The organism is Nostoc sp. MS1 (assembly GCF_019976755.1).
In the GTDB taxonomy this organism is placed as follows: Bacteria; Cyanobacteriota; Cyanobacteriia; order Cyanobacteriales; family Nostocaceae; genus Trichormus.
Window position 1 is genome coordinate 6187591 of sequence record NZ_AP023441.1, and the last position, 22662, is coordinate 6210252.

Genomic DNA, 22662 nt, shown 5'->3' on the forward strand with positions numbered 1-22662 from the left:
TATATCCTCGCCTCGCCTTCCCAGAATGAGGTAGAATACAGCCCACGGCGCTGTTAGGGTTTGGGTGATGGCTTCTATTAATGTGAATTTACCAACGCAGTCTTATGAGATTGCGATCGCACCTGCAAGTTTAGATCAGATCGGTCAAAGCTTGGCAGAGTTAAAACTGGGCAAAAAAGTATTAGTTGTTTCTAATCCCACTATTTTTAAGCATTTTGGTAAAAATATTGTAGATTCTCTTGAATCGGCTGGTTTTCAAGTAGCTAGTTACTCCTTACCACCAGGGGAACGCTACAAAACTCTTAATTCCATTCAAAAACTCTACGATATTGCCTTAGAAAATCGTCTAGAACGTTCCTCCACAATGGTAGCTTTGGGGGGTGGGGTAATTGGTGATATGACTGGTTTTGCCGCCGCTACTTGGCTACGGGGAATTAATGTAGTGCAAGTACCCACTACACTCTTAGCGATGGTAGATTCGGCTATTGGTGGTAAAACTGGTGTCAATCATCCCAATGGCAAAAACTTGATTGGTGCGTTTCATCAACCGCGATTTGTGCTGATTGACCCCCAAGTATTAAAAACTCTACCTGTGCGGGAATTTCGGGCGGGAATGGCAGAGGTGATTAAGTACGGGGTAATTTGGGATGCTGAATTATTCAACCAGTTAGAACAAAGTAAACGTCTTGACCAACTCCGCTACATCAAACCGGAATTGGTAGATGCAATTTTAACCCGTTCCTGTCAAGCTAAGGCCGATGTTGTGGGTAAGGATGAGAAGGAAGGCGGACTACGGGCGATTTTGAATTATGGACACACCATTGGTCATGCGGTGGAAAGCTTGACTAACTATCGGCTACTCAAACATGGCGAAGCGGTAGGTATTGGCATGGTAGCAGCCGGGCAGATTGCTGTAAATTTAGGACTGTGGCAACAAGAAGAAGCAGACCGTCAAAATGCGTTAATTGAAAAAGCTGGTTTACCGACAAAGTTACCAGCCGGGTTAGATATTGAAGGGATTATTGAGACTTTGCAATGGGATAAAAAGGTTAAAGATGGGAAAGTGCGGTTTATCTTACCCACTCAAATTGGTGTAGTGACCGTTACAGATGAGGTGACATCAGATAACATTCGGCAAGTTTTACAACAGATGTAAATTAATCACTAAATTCTGCCAAAATGGCAAAATTTCCGTAATGGGATCTTATACATTAAAGATAGCTACTCAAAATTGAGATCATTGATAAATAAAACCATTCTCATGGAAATTATCAATGATAATCTGACTATGAAACCTCTGCTACTGAGTGCTATTGCTGAAGTACTCAGTGTTTGGGGAATTGCTTAAATCCTACAGCAAGACAAACAAGGTAACTATTACTAACGGTGCTTTTTTCGAGAAAGTTGAGCAAAAATTAAGTTTGGTATGCTGGCCCGTCCAAATTTTAACCTTTTATGCTCTATGTCGAGTGTTCATGTGGTGGTGAAATCGACTAGTAACTTTCTGTACTAGGAATGGTGTTGCTTGAACCAAACCAAAGGTAGTAAGAAAAAAGAATCGCTATTGTGGTTTAACTGTTGTTTTAGCTGGTAGAACTTATAGTTCTTACGTTTTTTAAAATTTAGTAATTTTCGTCTTTCCAGATGGGATTACTTCTGCTAGATAAATTTGCAATTTATACAGCAACTCTTAATTACGGCTGGATGCTAAATTAATTAGCATCCAGCTTTTTTATGTGTTAAGAAATTGATAGATCACGCTGGATGTTTGGAGATACAGCAGAAGGCAAGGGAATAGGGGATATGAGGAAGAAACCCACCCCTAACCCCTCCCAAGAGGGGAATAGCAAAGGAGAATAACTAATGACTATGGACTAATGACTAATGACTAATGACCAATGACTAATAACCTTTACTTGAAGCAACCTAATTATATAAATGAATGATTTAACAAAAGTATTTATTGCACCAGAGGAAATTGTCAACTTCCTCAAAAAAGAAATGAATTTAAAGGAAGTATATCAGAAGATTTTATTTCAAAGGGTGATTTGGCAGGTAGCCGAAGCAAGAGGAATCACGGTAACAACGGAAGAAATTGAGGCTGAAGCCAACCGTCAGCGTAGGGAAAAACATTTAGAGAAAGCCGCAGACACTGTGGCGTGGTTAGCAGATCAGTTAGTTTCCCCAGAAGATTGGGAAATGGGTATCCGCGATCGCTTATTATCTCAGAAGTTAGCTAATCTCTTGTTTGCTGAGAAAGTAGAAGCTTTTTTTGCTCAAAATCAACTGGAATTTGAACAAGTTAGTCTATATCAAATTATCGTCGATTCCCAGAAAATAGCCCAAGAAATATATTATCAAATTGAAGATGAAGAAATTAGTTTCTTTGAGGCTGCACACTTATATGACATTGACATTTATCGTAGGCAAAAATGTGGTTATGAAGGTAGACTTTATCGGTTTGACCTGCCTACAAATATAGCGTCAGTGATCTTTAGGTCATCACCAAAACAATTAATTGGGCCTCTTCAAAGTAGTCAAGGTTATCACTTATTTATGGTTGATAATTTCTTTACTGCTGAATTAACATCTGAAAGATATCAGGAAATACTCAATAATATGTTTCAACAATGGTTAGTTATGGAGGTAAATAATATACTTAGCTCATTAGTTCATCATCAGTTCCAAGAATCATGAGTTAAAATGCTGAAAATCTTTGATTATACTGAAGTTTAAAATATATTGTTACGCTTTTATACCTAATATTAAATTACCAGTAAAAGATGACATAACGTAAATATACGAATTAAATCTCATTGTAGAAAAATATTTAACTCAGTAAATATGCTACTATAAAAATATATCTTTACCTTTACTGTATCCAAAATAAAATATTCTTTTCATGCTACAGATAGATGGAAGAAGAGTAAATTTATTTCAAGAAATAAGCCAAATAAATAGAAATCTGAATTAATGTTTTTGATTGTTAACTAACTCAATGGAAGACAAGCTAGTTAATTTTGGTAAAAAAGTAATTTATTTTGAATAAATCATAAAGTTATTGTAAAGATTACGTAAAGTCGAAGATTTTCTTATAAAAACTATTGACTATAAGCTAGAAAATCTTTAAAAGAATAACAGTGGTGTAAAACACTAAATTGAGGAACTGTCTCTTTTCTACTAATTGGCTCCTTTAGTTATCAATACCTACACATCACCTCCGGTTAGTTATAGCAATTTTTGTCTAATTTGATGTAAATTATATGATTTACATCTACACCTAACTATATATTTTTGTATTTCCATGTATAACAGGTTTCAACCTCTTTTTTGTCTCCTAAAGCCTAATTTAAAAAATTAAGAGGTTTACCTCTGAACCTAAGTTGTAGAGTTCAGCAACATCCTAAAAATCAAAGTTAGTATTCAGCTTCAGTACCGACATAACTACCAGCATTACACCAAGCTTCAGCAAAGATATCAAGTTATTTAAGGAAAACTGCTAAATTTTGATGGAACCTACTTATAAAGAAGCATCCTACCTAGCCTTGAAAGGAGTGGTTGGGTAAAGACTGATTATCTGTATATCGACGAAATTGATTTTACAACTAATATCATGTTTATTTTGGCACTACTAATATGTGTGGGGTCTGGTAATAGCTTATAAGTAATAGAAAAACAACTACTTATTAGCCATTACCCATTATTTATCAAACTCACAATTAGTTAGTCGAACTTGATATAAAACACCAGTTGTAAGACAGAACTTGACCACAATTTGACATTAGACAGTAACTGGTAATGATTATGTCACATTCTTTTAACCAAGATACAGTTTCTGCCATTTATGAAAATCAAGAAAGCAAATTTTTAACACCTTTTCAACGCAAGGCTTTACTTAAACATTTACAAAATAATTTACAACCAGAATACCGCCGACGCATTGAGATTATGCTAATGGCAGATATAGGTAAATCTCAAACTCAAATCTGTGATCTATTAGGTTGTTCTCAAGAAATGGCGCGTTATTGGATAGGTATAGCAGAAGCAGGGTTAGCACATAAATGGAATGAACGACCAATAGGTAGACCGAAAATAGTTAATTCTCAATATCTGGAAAGATTGAGGGAATTAGTGAGTAATAGTCCTCGTGATTATGGCTATGCTTTTACTCACTGGACAGCGCAATGGTTAAGCAAGCATTTAGCAAATGAATTAGGAATTACAATTAGCGATCGTCACATCAATCGGTTGCTCAAACAAATGGGACTTTCTACTAAACGCAAAGCATCCCAACCAGAGGAAACTAACCTTATCCAAGATGGTGCAATTACAATCGGTGATTTAAAAACTACCTCTGAACCGAGTATTAACTGGTCATTTAGTTTGGTTGAAAATAGTAATTAATTCGTAATTAGTAATTATGAATGCCTTCATGGTTCAAAATTTCCTAAAAATTTTGAATATTGAATTTTGAATTTTGAATTTCCCAAAAGGGTTGGAGGTAGGGAAATGCCATCAGGGTTTTCCCAGCAATATCTGGCGCAACAACTCACCCAAATCTTGGGTGAGTCTTTATCAGCAAAGGAATTAGAAAAGTGCATCTCAGCTTTAGAAATTATTGAACCACCCATAGCTAAACAATTTTGGCAAGCTACAACAGCATTGGCTGGAATTTATATTGTGCTTGGGGGTAAAGTCAGGCTGCTAGATACCACTCATAACTTAATTACTACTCTCTCGGCTGGTGCATCTTTTGGGGAATTGACGCTGTTTCCTGACGCAGACTTTATTCCTTATGTCGCTAGAGCGTCGGTAAGCTTGAAGTTGGGTTATCTTCCCCAAGCAATTTTGCAAGAGTTAATGGATGAACATCCTAGTATTGGCAATAGCCTAAAAAAACACGCCGAAACTTGGGACTTGTTGGTGTTTTGTTGTCAAAACTCTTTAATACCATCAAATAGCTCTGTAGAAGTGATAATTAAAGCTTTAGCTTTATTTGAACGGCATATTTTAGGTTTTGGTTCACTTCCACCGGAATTACTTCAAAATACTAAGCTTTGGTTATTAGAACGGGGAGAAGTAGCAGATAATCATGGCCGCACATTCTCGGCGGGTCAAATTTCCCAATTCAGCAAGCAAGATTGGCGGGTAACGCAACCAGCAATCCTTTACATTCTCAAAAATGAGAATTGGCAAGTGGCGCAGGAATATTGGCCGGAGTTGGGGAGTGCGGAAGGTGCGTCTCAGTTACCTTTACCTACTCCGCGATCGCCAATTATTCAAGAACCAGAATCTCAGCCGCAACCGAAGCGGCGACGTGCTTATTTTCCTAGTCCTAATGTCACAGTTGGTCATTGGTGGGGACGACTGACTAAGCGTTATCCCATCTTTGAACAACAAAGTGCGGCTGATTGTGGCGCAGCTTGTTTGGTGATGGTTAGTCGCTATTGGGGTAAGCGTTTGAGTGTGAATCGATTGCGGGATTTAACTAATGTCAGTCACAGTGGTGCATCATTGAAGGGTTTGACAGCCGCCGCCGAAACCATTGGTTTTACTACCCGTCCAGTGAGAGCTAGCCTGGATAAATTGGCACAACAACCTTTACCAGCGATCGCCCATTGGGAGGGTAAGCACTACATTGTAGTTTTTGAAATTAACAAAAAACAGGTAATTGTTGGTGATCCGGCGATAGGACAACGGAATCTTAGTATTGCTGAGTTTAAAGCGGGTTGGACTGGTTATGCTTTGCTATTACAACCTACAACTCAACTACAAGAAACCGAGGAAGCTAGTGTCCCATTTTGGCAACTGTTTGATTTAGTTAAACCCCACACGCGCGTATTGTTGGAAGTATTCACAGCTTCGGTTTTGATTCAAGTATTTGGATTAATTACACCCCTATTCACTCAATTATTATTAGACCGGGTGATTGTCCAAGGAAGCACCCTCACATTAAATGCAGTGGGTTTGGGGTTGCTCATATTTGGTTTATTTCGAGTTGTACTCAATGGACTGAGACAATATTTACTAGACCATACAGCCAACCGCATCAGCATATCTTTATTGGTAGGTTTTATTAAACATACCTTCCGTTTACCTTTGTCCTTTTTTGAGTCGCGTTACGTTGGGGATATTGTTTCTCGCGTTCAAGAAAACCAGAAGATTCAACGCTTTTTAACTGGGGAAGCACTGTCAATAATTTTGGATTTGCTGACAGTATTTATTTATGTGGGGTTAATGTTTTGGTATAGTTGGGCGATGGCGTTGATGTGTTTGGCAATCATACCACCTTTTATGTTGTTGGCGCTCTTTGCTACACCATTTTTACGCCGCATTAGTCGAGAGGTTTTTGGTGCTACAGCTAACGAGAATAGTTATTTGATTCAATCTCTCTCTGGTATTCGCTCAATTCGCTCGATGGCAATTGAACAAACAGTACGTTGGCATTGGGAGGAATTGTTAAATAATGTTGTCAGAAAAACCTTTAGTGGGCAAATAATTAGTAACAAATTACAGATTTTCAGTTCTACTTTAGAAACTCTGGTAAACACAAGTTTGCTTTGGTACGGTGCATGGTTGGTAATTCAAAACCAACTAACTATAGGACAACTAGTCGCCTTTAATATGTTGTTGGGTAATATTATTCGCCCATTCCAAAGGCTAGTAGTTTTGTGGAATCAATTACAAGAGGTAGTTATTTCTACAGAACGAATTAACGATGTTTTAGAAGCAGAGCCAGAGGAGGATTTACAACACCAACATCGGCAATTTTTATCTAGATTAAACGGAAAAATTCGCTTTGAAAATGTGACATTCCGCTATCATCCAGAAAGCGATCGCAACATCTTAGAAAATCTCAGCTTTGAAATCAAACCAGAGCAAACAGTCGCCGTTGTTGGGCGCAGTGGTTCTGGCAAAACTACACTATTTAAACTAATTTTAGGTTTATATCCCCCGACAGATGGAAAAGTTTCTATTGATGGTCAAGATGTGACTAATATAGCCCTGCGATCGCTCCGTTCACAAATCGGCGTTGTTGACCAAGATACATTCTTATTTGGCGGCACAATCCGCGAAAATATTAGCATTGCTCATCCAGAAGCAACTTTAGAAGAAATTATCACCGCAGCCCGTTTAGCCGGGGCAGATGACTTTATTAAACAAATACCAATGGGCTACGAAACCCAAATTGGTGAAGGTGGAGGAATGTTATCCGGTGGACAAAGACAGCGTTTAGCGATCGCGCGTGCTTTGTTAGGAAACCCCCGCCTCCTGTTATTAGATGAAGCAACCAGCCACCTGGATGCCGAATCTGAACGCATAATTCAAAATAACCTCAAAACCATCCTCAAAGGACGCACCAGTATCATCATTGCCCACCGCCTGTCCACCGTGCGCCACGCAGACTTAATTCTAGTACTAGATAAAGGCTTATTAGTCGAAAGCGGCACTCACGAAGAATTAATTGCTAGAAGAGGTCATTACTTCTATCTCAATCAGCAGCAGTTGGGAGTGGGGAATAGGGAGTAGTGAGTGCTGAGTGCTGAGTGGGGAGTAGAGACTTCCGAGTTAAAAATTTTCCTCATCTTCCTCATCTCCCACATCTCCCACATCCCACTCCCCCGATATATCCCACACATTCCGTTCAACAATTTATGCCCAACCCATCTCTTAATTCGTCATCCGTACTTGTTCAATCACAGACGGAGCAGTTGGAACGTGGTCAAAATGCTCATGACCTTGTTGATGATCCGACACAGGCAGTAACGGAGATAAATGATTGGTTTTACGGCACAGAAGAGCTACTAGACGCTTTACCAAAGCGTTGGACGCGCTTGATGCTGTATTTACTCATCAGCTTTACAATCATCGTTTTACCTTGGGCGATGTTGAGTAAGGTTGATGAAACGGGAAGTGCAAGAGGGCGTTTGGAACCCCAAGGAGCGACTCAAAAGTTAGGTGTTGCTGTTACGAGTAGCGTCAAAACCGTCAATGTGAAAGAAGGTGCAACGGTAAAAGCTGGACAGGTGTTATTAGAATTAGATACTGATGTGCTGCAAACACAGGTAGAACAGGCACAGACAAGGCTAGAAGAACTAATAAATCGCCAAGGACAACAAGAACTACTGAAAAATCAGTTGATGTTGACGGTTAATATCCAACAGCAACAAAATCAAGCGCAAGAGTTAGAAAAGATGGCGCAAGTTAATCAGGCGCAGCAAAATTTTGATGCTAAACAAAGCACATATAACTTACAGAAGTTAGAACAAATGACTCTAGTTGAGCAGGCGAGACAGAATATCAGCTCCACCCAACTAGCAAAGCAATTAGCAAATAGTAGATTACAAAGAGATATCAAAGAAGTGATACGCTATCGCCGACTTTTACAACAAGGTGCGATCGCGCAAATTAAAGTTGTGGAATTAGAAAAGGTTGCGGAAGAAAGCCAACGCTCTCTATTGCAAGCTCATTCTGAATTTACTCAAGCTCAACTACGTCTACAAGCGCAAATTAGTCGTTATCAAACAACTCTCAATCAAACAGCCTCTGAGATTGAGCAAGCAAAACTCCGTCTCCAAGAGGAGCAGAATAGCTATCAAGCTATAGTACAATCAGGCAAATTAGCCTTGTTAAGAAGTCAAGAACAACTTAAAGACTTACAAAATCAACTCACTACCTTACAATCAGAAATTCTTCAAACTAAGAGCCAGATTAACGCTTTAAATATTCAAATCCAACAAAGAGTAGTGCGATCGCCTGTTGATGGAACTGTTTTTGAGTTACCTATCGACAAACCAGGCCCAGTAGTCGAGGCTGGACAAATAGTTGCTCAAATTGCGCCTAAAGATGCGGCATTAGTCCTTAGAGCCACAATGCCTAGCCAACACAGTGGTTTCTTGAAAGTAGGAATGCCTGTCAAAATTAAATTTGATGCCTATCCTTTCCAAGATTATGGAGTTTTGCAAGGTCGTGTTAGCTGGATTTCGCCTGATTCGAAAGTTCAAACTACAAGCCAAGGCAATCTAGAAACTTATGAAATGGATATTACCCTAGAGCATCCTTATATTCAAAATGGTAATAAACTCATTTCTCTAACTCCTGGTCAAGCAGCAACCGCCGAAGTAATTATCCGTCAACGCCGAGTTATTGACTTTATTCTAGACCCATTCAAGAAGTTACAAAAAGGTGGTTTAGAGCTTTAGATACGGAGTTAATCAAGAATTTTTAGCGTTCTCCTAAAGATATTTGTAGTAAGCATTTAAATGCTTACTACAATCTTACTTTTATTTCTAAAAAAATCTTCATTTGCAGGCATTTTAAATACTTAATTATCTATGAGAGCTTTAATTATAATAGTAAAAAAGGAGAAAAAGTATCATGGAAAAACATTTAAAATTTTCCAATCAAGACATTATTCGCTATCTCAAATTATCTTGCCAAGTGCCTAGTACACTAGAAGCGATAGCCACTCAAAAAATTATCGCTGAAGCAGCCGATCAATTAGGCATTGAACTCAGTGTAGAAGAACTGCAACAAGCAGCAGATAGTATGCGCTTTGCCAACGGCTTACTCAAAGCTGATGATACTTGGAATTGGCTAGATAAGCATTATCTAACGATAGATGATTTTGAGGAAATAGCTAAAATTAATTCGCTATATGTTAAATTAGCCGAGCATTTATTTGCAGACAAAGTAGAACCTTTTTTTTATGCCAACAAAATTGATTACACTGGGGCTGTAACTTATGAGGTGATAATAGATGATGAAGATTTAGCTTTAGAACTATTTTATGCTTTACAAGAAGGGGAAATTAGTTTCCAAGAAATTGCCCGTCAATATGTACAAAATCCAGAAATTCGACGTGCTGGAGGTTATCAAGGCATTCGCTATCGTCAAGATTTTCGCCCAGAAATAGCAGCCGCAGTATTTGCCGCATCACCGCCACAGCTTCTCAAACCAATAATTACTCCTAAAGGTGTACATATAATTAATGTTGAAGAAATCATCGAACCAGAACTAGACGAACAACGACGCATTCAAATTATTAAAATTTTTTTTAGTGGTTGGTTGGAACAAAAAATAGCTGAGATGGAAGTCGTGGCTGAAATTGCTCTGTAACTTTGTGTCTCTGTGGTTAAAAATTTAATCACAGAGATAAATCAATAATCTAAATCTATAAATTTAGTTTTAATAGCAACGAACTTTACACCAGTACTATTATTTTTAGTAGCTCTAATTATATTTGGTATATTATTGGTTTTAACTAAGCGTAAATAAGTACTATATGGTATATATGTTAAAGGGTTATGACCAACAGTATAAAGCATTAATACACAAGCCCAAGAATATTTTCCTGAAGATATAGCTTTTAGAATGACTTCCCATTCTTCAGTGAGTATTAGACAATCGGTAACTTGATTAGTGGGAATATTTTTTTGATTCATAAACGTAAGTTTAATAGTTTTTAATAAAAGCCTTTTTGCCCACCGGAAATAGCTCTCAAAACCTGTTTACCTAGTAATCAACCAGTCAAACCACTATCAATACATCTTCTGGAGTTTTAACAGTACAAAGATGTATAGATATCTTCTGATTCAGCATTGAGGTAGGGACGCTGCAAATCAATCTTGAGTGAAGAGAAATGTTGCAAAATCGCAGTTATTCTACCTGATGGTGTATCATCACCTTGCTGCCAAGCTTCTACTAAACCGTTAGCCACAATTTGGCAACGGTGCGTACCAAAACTTTCCTTTTCGATAAATCTATGGTTTGGTTCTTCAGCGATCGCTAACCCTGGTGCGATAGGCTTAGTAAATAAGGGTACTTGTGTTTGAAAGTGCGATCGATGTTCTGCATATATCATTTCTAAGACAGGATGGACTTTTTCGTAGTCATTTTTGTTAAAATAAAGTACGCCAGCATCATAGCGCCCATAATCAGACGGGTTATATAAAGCTTTAAAGGTAAAGGCGATAGGTATGGTGTTGAGATGGGTAGTCAAACTGTCCATCACTGTAACTGCGCCCTCTGGAGTTACATTAAAGTAGACACGTACCAATGTCTCATCCTGTGTTTGATATTGTTGGGATGCACCTGCATCAGCAACTGCCATATAAAAGCCATTTTGTACAAGGTTTTTAGGCAATTTAATCGGAATTAATTCACCCAACTTGACGGGTGCTTGTAGAGAATCACCTTCAACATACAATATTAATCCGTCTCGATAAACCGCTACAGCACCATCTGTCTCTTCTCTAACTACTTGCCAACCATTACTCCAGTAGCCTTGACCTCTGTTATTTTCGTGTAGGCGATCGTAAAAAGCTAAATCTACGCCCAAAAATGTGTTGTTTTCTAGATTTTGGTTGACCGCTAAAGTAGAGATATCTGCATCAGATGCAAGAGACTTTGTTAAAGAGCCATTGTAGTAAATCCCGTATAGAAAACTTCGTAACTGTTGACTCAAATACTTATTCTGTAAGTCTGAAGGTAATTTTTGAAACCTAGAAATTGAAGATTCAGGCAATTCTAAAGGTTTATATTTTGGATGCTTAATACAATAGTAAGACTGAATTTCAACATTATGAATGATGTCTTGCAAAGATATCTGCAATGACTCTGGAATATTAGACAATTGAACAGATAGCGAATCTATTAGTTGCATAGAGATTTGCCCATAAATGATCTGAACAGATGAGGAGGATGTAGCTTTAGCCTTCAATTCTCATAGAGTGGGTATGAAGAGGATGCAGTTTGCACTTTCCCTAGCTACGCAATACTACCGCACAGCTATCCCCCTTCTTTCTCCACTCCCCACTTTCTAAATTAAGCCAGAGATAAATTTGTAGGTAAGATTTCTGTCGCTGCTACACCAAAAATGCTTTGTATAGATGTTTCTGGACGACATAATAAACTTTTAGCGACTTGCAACATACAAATACCTGCATTCCCAAAAGTTTTTTCGTACTGAAGTTGAGCTTGAATAGCTGTAATGAGTGCCAAACCACAAAATTGCATAACTCGTGGTAAGAAATTGGGATAATGTTCTAGGATTTCCGGGAAATGAGTGAGATATGCAGTTACTAATTCTCTAATTGAAGGTTGGAGAACATATAAAGGGGTAGCTGCTAAACGTAATGACTCTTCAATGGCAATTGATTGACCAGTTACCATGCTGTACAGCCAGATTTGCAAGTAACTGGCGATGAGCGTCCCTAAATCATTCGCCGGATCTCCCCAGTTACCACGTTCCCAGTCGATGAAACGAACAATATTTTGATCGCTTGCTTCTTGCCAATCTAGAGACAGAAGAATATTGTTTAACTTCAGGTCATTGTGAGTGAGGCAACAAGGGTTCAAGCTATTGATTAATTGTGCGATCGCCTGACCTAAACTGTCGTAACGTTGATATAGGGCGAAAAATTTAATCCCATCAGCAGGAATTTTACCAAAAATTTCTGGAGTTAGCCTATCTAATCCACGATTCAAATTAGAAGAACGCTGACTAGATTCATCAGTATTCTGTTGAAAGAACTTTCCATACGCTTCATTGTTCATAGAAGCACGATGAACCAAAGCCAAAGTATTTCCTACAGCATTTGCAATTTTAATAGGAAAAAGGTTCAAGTTTTCTTTAACATAAAAATCCATTAAATCTCGATAATTATCAAGATAGTTGAAAATTATAATTGAGTCATCTGCATTAAAGTGTAAGACTTCTGAAAAATACGGACGAAGATAGCTAAGTTCTGGAAATGTTCTCAGAAAGTCATGAATGCGCCATTCTAGTAAAAATTCACCAGATGTTTTTCCTTGCGGGTTATGACGTTCTTGCTTGACCAGAAATTTTTTGTTCTCAGGTAAAGTGACCAATAAGTTAAAATTTTTAGCTGGTTTTAGCTCAATTTCGCTCAATACTTGCTCTGACTTAGTACACAAGTTTAGTGAAATTAGGTACTCAAACACATTTTGAGAATTTAAAATAAATGGTGGCATATTTTCCCATTAATTACTAAACAAACATTTTTTCTGTGCCAAAAATAATACAGTTTTAGCTAGATTAAGGCGTGAAAAACTTAATCTAGCTAAGTAAGCCATTAAAAATTACTAACCACCATGAGAGCTAAAGGACTTCACTAAGTGTCCAATCGCATCAATACCAAAAGTGATAGCTCCAAACTCAAAGCCTTTGATACCATACGCTAGAACGAAGTTGGTAGCCGAAGAATAACCATCATCACCACCATAAACAGAATTATCTATATTATTAAGTTCATGAAGAAAGCTTTCAGAATCTTGGAATAATTCAGAGCCAGTTGTCTGTAGTTCGGTCAGATTAATAGATGCCATAATTGACTCCTAAACCAATTGTTATTTTCATGAGGAATTGCAAGCGATTAAGCTATCATTTTACTCAATCGCTGATGCAATAATTTCAGTTGAGCTACTTACTTATGTCAGAGTAATTATTTCCAAATTAGCGGTAAGTACCATTGCTGCTAAAAGACTTAACTAGGTGTCCAATAGCATCAACACCAAAGGTGATAGCACCAAACTCAAAACCCTTCAAACCGAAGTCTAAAACTCCATTAGTAGCAGAAGAATAACTACCACCACCATGAACACCAGTAGCGTCTACATTGTTCAATTCATTGAGGAAGCTTTCAGAATCTTGGAATAATTCTGCGCCTGTATTTTGCAGTTCTTTAACAGCAATAAATGCCATGATTGACTCCTAAGTTGATTTTTGTTTTTTGAGAAATTGCAGGCGATTAAGCTATCATTTTGCTTAATCGCTAGTGCAATAATTTTAGTTGAGCTACTTACTTATGTCAGAGTAATTATTTCCAAATTAGCGGTAAGTACCATTGCTGCTAAAAGACTTAACTAGGTGTCCAATAGCATCAACACCAAAGGTGATAGCACCAAACTCAAAACCCTTCAAACCGAAGTCTAAAACTCCATTAGTAGCAGAAGAATAACTACCACCACCATGAACACCAGTAGCATCTACATTGTTCAATTCATTGAGGAAGCTTTCAGAATCTTGGAATAATTCTGCGCCTGTATTTTGCAGTTCTTTAACAGCAATAAATGCCATGATTGACTCCTAAGTTAATTTTTGTTTTTTGAGAAATTGCAGGCGATTAAGCTATCATTTTTCTTAATCGCCGATGCAGTCATTTCAGTTAAGCTACTTACTTATAAGCAACCAGATCGGAATTATTAGAACCGACGACCATAACCACCATTGCTGCTAAAAGACTTAACTAAGTGTCCAATAGCATCAACACCAAAGGTGATAGCACCAAACTCAAAACCCTTCAAACCGAAGTCTAAAACTCCATTGGTAGCGGAAGAATAACCATCGCCACCACCATGAACAGCAGTAGCATCTACATTGTTCAATTCACTGAGGAAGCTTTCAGAATCTTGGAATAATTCTGCGCCTGTATTTTGCAATTCTTTAACAGCAATAAATGCCATGATTGTCTCCTAAGTTAGTTTTTGTTTTTTGAGAAATTGCAGGCGATTAAGCTATCATTTTTCTTAATAGCTAATGCAATAATTTCAGTTAAGCTACTTACTTATAAGTAACCAGTTCGGAATTATTAGTACCAACCACCATTGCTGCTAAAAGACTTAACTAAGTGTCCAATAGCATCAACACCAAAGGTGATAGCACCAAACTCAAAACCCTTCAAACCGAAGTCTAAAACTCCATTGGTAGCGGAAGAATAACCATCGCCACCACCATGAACACCAGTAGTATCTACATTGTTCAATTCACTGAGAAAGCTTTCAGAATCTTGGAATAATTCTGCGCCTGAATTTTGCAGTTCTTTAACAGCAATAAATGCCATGATTGACTCCTAAATCAATTGTTATTTTCAATTGTTGTCTTGAGGCGATTAAGTTATTTATTGCTTAACCGTTGATTCAATTTTTATTTATTCTTTTTAGAAAAATCAAGCTTAAGAACTTGATTTAAAAGACATAAGTAGATAAAAAATGTCTAGATTGTATTTTCATGTTCACTAAATCCAGCCTAGATTTCTAAATATATAAATTGCCTTAGTAATAACAGATATAGCCATTCTTATTGAAATGAGACACACCTACGAGAGAGGTATACAGATGTGCGCTCCTAGAAGAATTAGTATTCATTTGTGGTTATTTTTCTGTACCTTACCTGTGCGGGAAGCTATATATAGCGGAATAAAGCTCAATACGGTAAAAAGGAATAAGTATTAAAGTAATACAAAATGTAATGCTCCTGATGAACATGGATAACTTTAAGTTCCTCATGTTCAAAAAAAACGTGTGCTTAACATCAATTTCAGTTAAGAACACACGAATTAGTGAATATTATGTTATGAGAAATAGAAAAGTAGCTCAAATTCCTAATCTGCTTCGTATATCTCGAAGTTGTACCTCTAGATTATCCATCAAACCACTAATACTTCCACTCATGCCGTTAAGTGAAAATCCTGAGTTTTCTGATGGCTTTTCCGTTGGTGTTTCTTTTGGTGAATCAGATAAATAGTCTGTACCAAACCTTCTTGGCATACCAGCATATACTCTCTTTATTTCCCAAGCAGTCAGTTCACTAATCTGCTTGCCTTCATCATCGGCTGAAAGGTCAGAGATTTTTATTCTTACCATTGGTTTGTCTCCTTAATTAAGCGATTTCAATTAGCAGCATTAATCAGAAAGAGGATTATTTTATAAGGATAAAATCCTCACTTATATTTTGAGACAGAATTTTATAAAATCAAGGTTTTATTCTTAATTTTTAGGACAAAAGTGAAGTATTTTTGTCTATAAAAACAGTAATTTACTGACCTTGTTTTAAGAAACTAACTACCGATTAAGCGGAAGAAGATAACAAATCAATAGGGGCTTACAATCGTAAGCCCCTAAGTGACAAGCAGTGTATTATGGAAATTATTTGATGGAAGATGATTTCTACTTTGCTGTGCTGGGTTTGAGAGCTAACAACATCTCAACTTGGCTTGATGATTTATCAGGGCTATTAGCAGTCATACTCAAACCACGAATGGAACTGAGGATAGCGATAGCTTCTGGGGGTATGGGTTGCTGAGATTGTTGAGCAAAACGATTAACTAAGGTCATGGTTCTATCCATATCGAGATAGAAGTAACCACCATTTGGTTTTTGTAAAGACCCAGCAATAGCTTTGAAGTTATCACTATTGTCTAAAGTTTGAGTTTTAGAGTTTGCCAAGGTTTCCGCAATCGGGCCGCCAACTGCTAAAAATAAAGTGTCGTCATCTAACCAACCGTGAGCTAATAAAGCTCCTTGTTGGGGAATTTGCCATTCAGTAACGTCTTTCCCACCGATTTTTCTGGTAGTGATGCTGATTTGTTGGGCTTTGGCGAGAGTATCTAGTTTAGTTAATGTGGCTTCTGCGGTTTTGCGATCGCTTGTATCAATTACCCAAGCACCACCAAAGCCTACACTAGCTAATATACCTTGGTTAGAGGGAATAGCACCAAAGGCAAATTCTTTATCCATCCACCCAAAAATATCTTTATCCAGGTCAATATTCACTAATTTTGTTTGAGCGCGAGCTTGTTCTAAAGCCTGCTTAAATTCTGGATAATCTTGTGATTGTTCGACAATGGTTGACCAACTACGACTAATCCCTTGTCCACTGATAAGAGCAAAAGTATCAGCCGGGAATTGTCCTAATATTGTTGATGGCGTGCTTTGATATTGAAATTTATTTAGTTGCGGGTCTAAATTAGCAACAGCTTTCAATCGTATCCCCGCATCATCAACACCCACAGCCGCCACCATTGATTTTACCTGTTCGAGTTGTTTCAAAGTCTGTGGATTGATCTGAGTTGCTTGGGGGTTTGCAGCCAGCAGTTGTTTCACCATTCCTGGATAATCAGGAATGTAGATTTGCGCTAGAGAATTTTTGACATCTGTACCCTTGCTGAGAATATTGCTGGCACCTTCTTTAGTTGCAAAAGATGCTTGACCTTTATAAGTATCTATAGCTCTTTCTACTGGTGCTTTTTCAGGAGAGAACACAATATAACTGTTATTTAAAACAGCACTGTATGTTGGCTGTCCAGATGCTGGTTTAGTTTCTGTAATTTTTTCGCCTTTATAGTCACTCTCTTGGGATTTGATCCCCTTTTGTGCTTTTAATTTATTACCAAAATTTAAAGCGCTGATTTTATCTTTAATCCCAACTACCATTAAAATTTGCGGTTCTGGCTGTGATGCGATCGGCGGAATTGTTCCAGGTGTAGTCGTATTAGATTGGGCAGGTTTGGTTGTATTGGGAGGTAACATAGCTACCATCACACCACCTACCCAAGGCTTAATATCTTTTTCATAAGAGATATCGCCCTCTTTCGAGATTTGCTTATTAAAATCTTCTAAATTTTTAGCAATTAACTTTTGAGCTTCAGGTGTACCAAATTGCTTTAACTTGTCCCAAGCTTGCGGGTCAGTGGTAATGTAGGTAGCCATTAATGCTGTGGAAGGCACTAGTTTAGCACTACCTAGAGCACCAGAGCTATCTCCAGCCGGCCCCCTCAAATACATATAGGCGGCTAAACTGCCGGCGACAACCACAGTTGCACCAACAACAGGAATGAGCAGTTTTGACTTAGATTCGGGCATTGTCTGTTCCTCGTTTGCTTAAATTGTCACCAAGAGTAGTAAAAACGTCACTGTAGACTTTTCGGAATTATTTCTAATTTCTACGCATTTTTAAGAGTTTTTATGTAAAAATCAGCAATTTGCTTACCAGTAAATAAAAATTTACTCCAAAAAAATACTTCAAAAGCAGGAAGACAGAATCCGCAAATGATACAAAAAATAGATCAGGGCAATTGTAAGTTATGCTAGTTAAGCAGTGTGCAAAAAAATAATCGCCGCTAACCTCTGCTTTCATAACTTTATGTAACGCTTTTTCTCAATTCCCCCTGATATCTAATTGCTATGCCATACTAGGAGGTGAGAGTTAATTCGGCGACCGCGTTTGTTTTTAGTATTGACGGGCTTTTTCCTTTTGGTATTTACAGACTTTTCTCCGAAACCTAAATCTCCACATACCTATGATTTCGGAGACAATCTATGTCAGTTTATGTAGGCAACCTTTCTTACGACGTTACAGAAGATAGCCTGAATGCTGTTTTTGCAGAATATGGTTCTGTAAAAAGAGTTCAGCTACCTACTGACCGTGAAACAGGACGGATGCGCGGCTTTGCTTTTGTAGAAATGGGTAGTGACGCTGAAGAAACAGCCGCTATTGAAGCACTTGATGGCGCTGAGTGGATGGGACGCGACCTCAAAGTTAATAAAGCTAAACCCAAAGAAGATAGAGGTTCTTTTGGTGGTGGTGGTAATCGAGGAAGCTATGGTGGACGTAACCGCTACTAAGCTTTATTAATTAATGCTTGAAGCTAATCTCTTAATTCAGCACATCTATTGTATTTAGAACTGGCTCAAGCATTTGTGCTTGAGCTTTTTTAATACAAAATTCGGATTAATTAGCGAGAAATTCAGCTTTTTAATCTAAAAGCTGTTTATTGATTAAATTTTTGACCTACGTAGCGCTGACAAATATTTTGCAATAACAAAATTTTATGAGTTGACAAGTACTGAAAAATTGGATATTACTATGTTTAAATTAAGGTAGTTAAAAGTGTAATACCTAGCCTTAACCACAAGATAATCTTTGCTCTCACAGCACGTTTTAACGTGTATAAATTATGGAAACCACTTCAAATACAATTCCAGAATTTGAAAAGTTATTTAGAGAAAAATTACATCTGAATAATTGTAAGCTTAAAAAGAAAAAGCAAGAAAATAATTACGAAATTATTACTCCAGCTAAAGATATCTTTTTAATGTATTGGTGTGAGTTTCCCGAAATCAAGCTGGTATATCAGCCAATAGGTGTTCGTACACAGCAAACTAAGGTCTATGAGCAGGCTATCCGCTCTCATATTAATTTCTGTATCAGTAATATCCAAGGCGACATGAAGCTTAATGTAAACTAGACAGCCTGCCCATAGTACTATTACTTTTCCAGAATAATCTGCAAGTATTTATTTAGCCTTGATCAGCAATACATGAAAACCTTAATCTACCTTGTGTATTGCTGATCAATTGCACTTACTAATTTATACAAACTAACTATAGTTCAACAAGCTTATCAACAGCAGTGCTGAACCGCTCATAAGGAGAAACGCCAACAATTGTTTCTACTAACTCACCATTTTTAAAAATTAATACGGCTGGAATACTACGAAGCCCAAATCTTTTAAATATTGGTTTGTTATTATCTACATCGACCTTAACAACTTTAACGCGGTCTTTATATTCATCAGCAAGCTGATCCATTAACGGACTGACAAGACGGCATGGGCCACACCAAGTAGCAGTAAAATCAACAACAAGAACTTTTTCTACGTCTAGAAGTGAATCAAATTCATTTTCCTGAATATAAGCAACTGTATCAGTAGACATTATCTATTTCCTGTATAAAAGTAAAATTTTAGTAAGTAAGTGGACACAATTATTTATAAGACGCATTTCGACACTTCTCTGCGAGACGCTCCGCGAACGACAAGCTCACTGACCACTACGCTCAATGCTCGTTAACCTTATGAGAAGAGGGTTGAGCGCAGTCGAAACCCGGCGCTATCAAGTTAAGTTTAATCTAGTCCTTCTACTGAACAATATAAATATTAATTTTGTTGAATAAGTTAGCTTTACTGCACAAACACTTTATCAACCGATACTTAAAAATTTTATCTCTACAAAGAGATTCTCATGAAATGAATAGTTATACTGTGTTATTTTCTGACTGATACAATTTAGTAAAGTAGGGATGTGAACTGCATCAATATCCATAAAATGTATTAGCGCTCTATGCTTCACCGCCTAGAGCGCTGAGAATACTTTACGCTGGCATAATTTGAACAATCAGTGAACGTTTATCTAGTGACTGGACTTTACCTACTTCACCTAAATCAGTCACAATCCGTTCTAGCATTTGTCCAGCCTGCTCTCGATATTGATTTTCTCGTCCTCGTAGACGAATAGCAAACTTAACTGAATCGCCTTTACTCAACCATTGAAGTGCTTGAGAAATGCGTAAATCATAATCAGCCGCACCGACGTTAGGACGGAATCGAACTTCTTTTACAGTTGGTCTAGCACTTTGACCTTGACGCTTCTTCTTCTGATACTGAAGCTTGCCATAGTTAACAATCTTCGCTACTGGAGTGTCTTTGCTTTGAGAGACTATAACTAGGTCAAGCTCTACGCTTTGGGCTAATTGTAGGGCTTCATGGGTGTCGATTAGACCACGATTGTTATTTTCATGATCAATCAAGAAGACCTGGGGGGACTTGATTTGTGAATTAATCAGCTGCTTTTGGACTACGATAATTATTTTCTCCTAATTTTCAATACTTGCTAGTGCAAGTATTACTAAGATAACACAGTACTATCTATTTGTTCATTGTAAATTTTTACTTCATTGTTGACATTGGTGAAATCAACTAAAAACAGACATGACGACTGTTTTTAAATCTACTTAGTTAAATCTATTGAAGTAGAAAAATTATCTGCAAGCATAACGGAAGTTTTACAATCGAAATATATTTTTACATAACATTCAAAATACTTTATGCAAATAAAAAAGGTGCGAAAAGCCGTTATTCCGGTTGCTGGGTTTGGTACGAGATTATTTCCAGCCACGAAGGTTGTAAAAAAGGCACTATTCCCCATTGTTGATAGAGATGGTAGAGCCAAACCTGTAATTTTAGCGATCGCAGAAGAAGCAATTAGCGCTGGCATTACAGAAATTGGTATTGTCGTACAGCCAGATGATTTAGCAGTTTTTGCGGAATTATTTAAGAATCCACCTACACCAGAACTTTGGCAAAAACTTTCACCACAGAATCAAGAATATAGCCAATACCTACAAGATTTGGGTAAGAAGGTTGTGTTATTAACTCAACCAGAACAAGAAGGTTATGGTCATGCCGTATATTGTGCTAAAGATTGGGTAGGCGATGAGCCATTTTTATTAATGTTAGGCGATCATGTTTATAAATCTGATATAGATAAATCTTGTGCGCGACAAATGGTAGAAATCTATGAGCAAGTAAATCAAAGTGTGGTTAGTTTAACTACCATGCCAGCCGCAATCATTAACAAAGCTGGATGTGTGGGGGGAATTTGGAAAGAGTTTAATTCTCTACTGAGAGTAACACAACTAGCTGAAAAGCCTAGTGTTGATTATGCACGACAGCATTTGCAGGTAGAAGGAATGTCAGAAGATGAGTTTTTATGTATTTTTGGTTTATATGTAATCACGCCGAAAATATTTGATTTTTTGGAAGAAAGCATAAATAATAATTTACGCTATCGTGGCGAGTTTCAAGTCACAACCTGTTTAGATAAATTATGCCAAGCAGAAGGCATGACTGGATATGTCGTTCAAGGCAAATGTTTTGATACAGGTTTACCAGATACCTATCGTCAAACCATAATTGATTTTATTGGTAATGAATATTAACTGATAATTACGAATTACGTTAGCGGAGCGGGGCGTTAGCCCATTACGAATTCTCAACTAACTACACCATCCAATAAGCGTATTGTCCCCGCCTCAGAGTCAATTTCCACATCTGCACCAATTGGCAAAATAAATTTATCTTGAATATGACCAATCATTGCACCATACCAAGCAGGTATTTTTAAGGGAATGATATGGTCTTGTAATACTTCCATTAAAGTTAGTGAGGAGTCCTCACTGGGTTGACAGTCAGTACATTGACCAAAAATAAAACCTGAAATTCTATTTAATATTCCAGCATTTTTTAACTGAGTCAACATCCTATCCACCCGATAAATATCCTCATTTACATCTTCTAAAAATAAAATCCTATTTTGCCAAACTGGTAGGTATGGCGAACCAAGCATTGCGGTTAAAACAGATAAGTTACCCCCTACTAATTTACCCTTGGCTTTTCCTGTTACTATTGTTTGCACTTTCCCCTCTGGGGAATTAGTATTTTTTAATGTTACAGCTTCTCCATTAAATAAAATGCGTTTGAGATAATCCAGCATAAAAGGTGTCCAGGTGGATGTAGCGACAGGCCCGTGAAAGGTCACAATTCGACTCCGGGCATTAATGGCTAATAGTAAAGAAGTAATATCGCTATAACCCATAAGAATTTTCGCATGGGAGCGAATTAAGGGGTAATTGAGCAAGGGTAAAATACGATTACAACCCCAGCCGCCACGCATAGCTAAAATTGCTTTAACGGAATCATCAGCAAACATATCATTAACATCTTGAGCGCGATCGCCATCTTTACCCGCTAAGTAACCATAACGGTCTAAAATATGTTTACCGAACTTCGCTTTTAACCCCAAGTTAGTCAGATATTGCTGGACTACTTCTATATATCGAGGTTCAAAAATTCCAGCCGGCGCAATTAATCCCACCGTATCCCCTACTTCTAAGCGCGGTGGTTTGATAATCATATTTGGTGACTCACCTTGAGCAGTAAGTAGAGGAATTTGGCTGGCTACAGTAGCTAAACCACAAGTTTTGAGAAATTGGCGACGCTTGAATGTCATTTTGAGAGTAGA

General features: G+C 37.6%; 22 protein-coding genes. 9 read left to right on the plus strand and 13 right to left on the minus strand.

Going from position 1 to position 22662, the window contains the following annotated elements; translation table 11 throughout:
* The first annotated feature begins 64 nt into the window (after positions 1 to 64).
* The 6 genes from aroB to NSMS1_RS26725 all read left to right on the plus strand — a co-directional run bounded on the left by aroB (position 65) and on the right by NSMS1_RS26725 (position 10119).
* Positions 65 to 1156, plus strand: coding sequence for a 3-dehydroquinate synthase (gene aroB, locus NSMS1_RS26700; protein ID WP_224087663.1), 1092 nt, complete (start codon positions 65 to 67; stop codon positions 1154 to 1156).
* Between the two features lie 782 nt (positions 1157 to 1938).
* Positions 1939 to 2697: a peptidylprolyl isomerase gene (locus tag NSMS1_RS26705; protein WP_224087664.1), complete on the plus strand. Its 759-nt coding sequence runs from the start codon at positions 1939 to 1941 to the stop codon at positions 2695 to 2697.
* 1101 nt (positions 2698 to 3798) lie between these two features.
* A complete protein-coding gene (locus NSMS1_RS26710) occupies positions 3799 to 4404 on the plus strand; it encodes a helix-turn-helix domain-containing protein (RefSeq protein ID WP_224087665.1) in 606 nt (201 codons plus the stop codon).
* Positions 4405 to 4509: 105 nt separating this feature from the next.
* Positions 4510 to 7530 (plus strand): ABC transporter transmembrane domain-containing protein, encoded by a 3021-nt coding sequence (locus NSMS1_RS26715; RefSeq protein ID WP_224087666.1) that lies wholly within the window; start codon positions 4510 to 4512, stop codon positions 7528 to 7530.
* A gap of 125 nt (positions 7531 to 7655) precedes the next feature.
* A complete protein-coding gene (locus NSMS1_RS26720; RefSeq protein WP_224087667.1) occupies positions 7656 to 9203 on the plus strand; it encodes an HlyD family efflux transporter periplasmic adaptor subunit in 1548 nt (515 codons plus the stop codon).
* Positions 9204 to 9378: 175 nt separating this feature from the next.
* Positions 9379 to 10119 (plus strand): peptidylprolyl isomerase, encoded by a 741-nt coding sequence (locus NSMS1_RS26725; protein ID WP_224087668.1) that lies wholly within the window; start codon positions 9379 to 9381, stop codon positions 10117 to 10119.
* Positions 10120 to 10160: 41 nt separating this feature from the next.
* Here NSMS1_RS26725 and NSMS1_RS26730 read toward each other — a convergent pair whose 3' ends face one another.
* The 10 genes from NSMS1_RS26730 to NSMS1_RS26775 all read right to left on the minus strand — a co-directional run bounded on the left by NSMS1_RS26730 (position 10161) and on the right by NSMS1_RS26775 (position 17664).
* Positions 10161 to 10445, minus strand: a complete 285-nt coding sequence (locus NSMS1_RS26730) for a HetP family heterocyst commitment protein (RefSeq protein WP_224087669.1) — start codon at positions 10443 to 10445, stop codon at positions 10161 to 10163.
* A 116-nt stretch (positions 10446 to 10561) separates the two neighbouring features.
* Entirely contained in the window at positions 10562 to 11665 is a 1104-nt protein-coding gene (locus NSMS1_RS26735; RefSeq protein ID WP_224087670.1) for a T3SS effector HopA1 family protein, read from the minus strand.
* 161 nt (positions 11666 to 11826) lie between these two features.
* Positions 11827 to 12996 (minus strand): aminoglycoside phosphotransferase family protein, encoded by a 1170-nt coding sequence (locus tag NSMS1_RS26740; RefSeq protein WP_224087671.1) that lies wholly within the window; start codon positions 12994 to 12996, stop codon positions 11827 to 11829.
* 111 nt (positions 12997 to 13107) lie between these two features.
* Positions 13108 to 13350 (minus strand): hypothetical protein, encoded by a 243-nt coding sequence (locus NSMS1_RS26745; RefSeq protein ID WP_224087672.1) that lies wholly within the window; start codon positions 13348 to 13350, stop codon positions 13108 to 13110.
* 127 nt (positions 13351 to 13477) lie between these two features.
* Entirely contained in the window at positions 13478 to 13726 is a 249-nt protein-coding gene (locus NSMS1_RS26750; protein ID WP_224087673.1) for a hypothetical protein, read from the minus strand.
* A 126-nt stretch (positions 13727 to 13852) separates the two neighbouring features.
* On the minus strand, positions 13853 to 14101 hold the full coding sequence (locus tag NSMS1_RS26755; protein ID WP_224087673.1) for a hypothetical protein: 249 nt from the start codon (positions 14099 to 14101) through the stop codon (positions 13853 to 13855).
* A 125-nt stretch (positions 14102 to 14226) separates the two neighbouring features.
* On the minus strand, positions 14227 to 14487 hold the full coding sequence (locus NSMS1_RS26760) for a hypothetical protein (protein ID WP_224087674.1): 261 nt from the start codon (positions 14485 to 14487) through the stop codon (positions 14227 to 14229).
* Positions 14488 to 14612: 125 nt separating this feature from the next.
* Positions 14613 to 14864, minus strand: coding sequence for a hypothetical protein (locus NSMS1_RS26765; RefSeq protein WP_224087675.1), 252 nt, complete (start codon positions 14862 to 14864; stop codon positions 14613 to 14615).
* Between the two features lie 532 nt (positions 14865 to 15396).
* Positions 15397 to 15666: a hypothetical protein gene (locus tag NSMS1_RS26770; protein WP_224087676.1), complete on the minus strand. Its 270-nt coding sequence runs from the start codon at positions 15664 to 15666 to the stop codon at positions 15397 to 15399.
* Between the two features lie 303 nt (positions 15667 to 15969).
* The gene (locus NSMS1_RS26775) at positions 15970 to 17664 is read right to left on the minus strand and encodes a DUF3352 domain-containing protein (RefSeq protein ID WP_224087677.1); all 1695 of its coding nucleotides are present in this window, start codon (positions 17662 to 17664) and stop codon (positions 15970 to 15972) included.
* A gap of 456 nt (positions 17665 to 18120) precedes the next feature.
* On the opposite strand from NSMS1_RS26775, the gene NSMS1_RS26780 reads away from it, so the two are divergent.
* Complete coding sequence (locus tag NSMS1_RS26780; RefSeq protein ID WP_224087678.1) at positions 18121 to 18426, plus strand: RNA recognition motif domain-containing protein; 306 nt, start codon at positions 18121 to 18123, stop codon at positions 18424 to 18426.
* A 332-nt stretch (positions 18427 to 18758) separates the two neighbouring features.
* A complete protein-coding gene (locus NSMS1_RS26785; protein WP_224087679.1) occupies positions 18759 to 19049 on the plus strand; it encodes a hypothetical protein in 291 nt (96 codons plus the stop codon).
* 136 nt (positions 19050 to 19185) lie between these two features.
* Here the strand turns inward: NSMS1_RS26785 and trxA are convergent, their stop codons facing one another.
* Positions 19186 to 19518 carry a thioredoxin gene (gene trxA, locus NSMS1_RS26790; RefSeq protein WP_224087680.1) on the minus strand — a complete coding sequence of 111 codons (333 nt, stop codon included), beginning with the start codon at positions 19516 to 19518 and terminating at the stop codon, positions 19186 to 19188.
* Positions 19519 to 19954: 436 nt separating this feature from the next.
* Complete coding sequence (infC, locus tag NSMS1_RS26795) at positions 19955 to 20449, minus strand: translation initiation factor IF-3 (RefSeq protein ID WP_224095363.1); 495 nt, start codon at positions 20447 to 20449, stop codon at positions 19955 to 19957.
* A 237-nt stretch (positions 20450 to 20686) separates the two neighbouring features.
* On the opposite strand from infC, the gene NSMS1_RS26800 reads away from it, so the two are divergent.
* Complete coding sequence (locus tag NSMS1_RS26800) at positions 20687 to 21580, plus strand: UTP--glucose-1-phosphate uridylyltransferase (protein ID WP_224087681.1); 894 nt, start codon at positions 20687 to 20689, stop codon at positions 21578 to 21580.
* Between the two features lie 53 nt (positions 21581 to 21633).
* Here the strand turns inward: NSMS1_RS26800 and NSMS1_RS26805 are convergent, their stop codons facing one another.
* A complete protein-coding gene (locus NSMS1_RS26805; RefSeq protein WP_224087682.1) occupies positions 21634 to 22650 on the minus strand; it encodes an LD-carboxypeptidase in 1017 nt (338 codons plus the stop codon).
* Positions 22651 to 22662 lie beyond the last annotated feature (12 nt).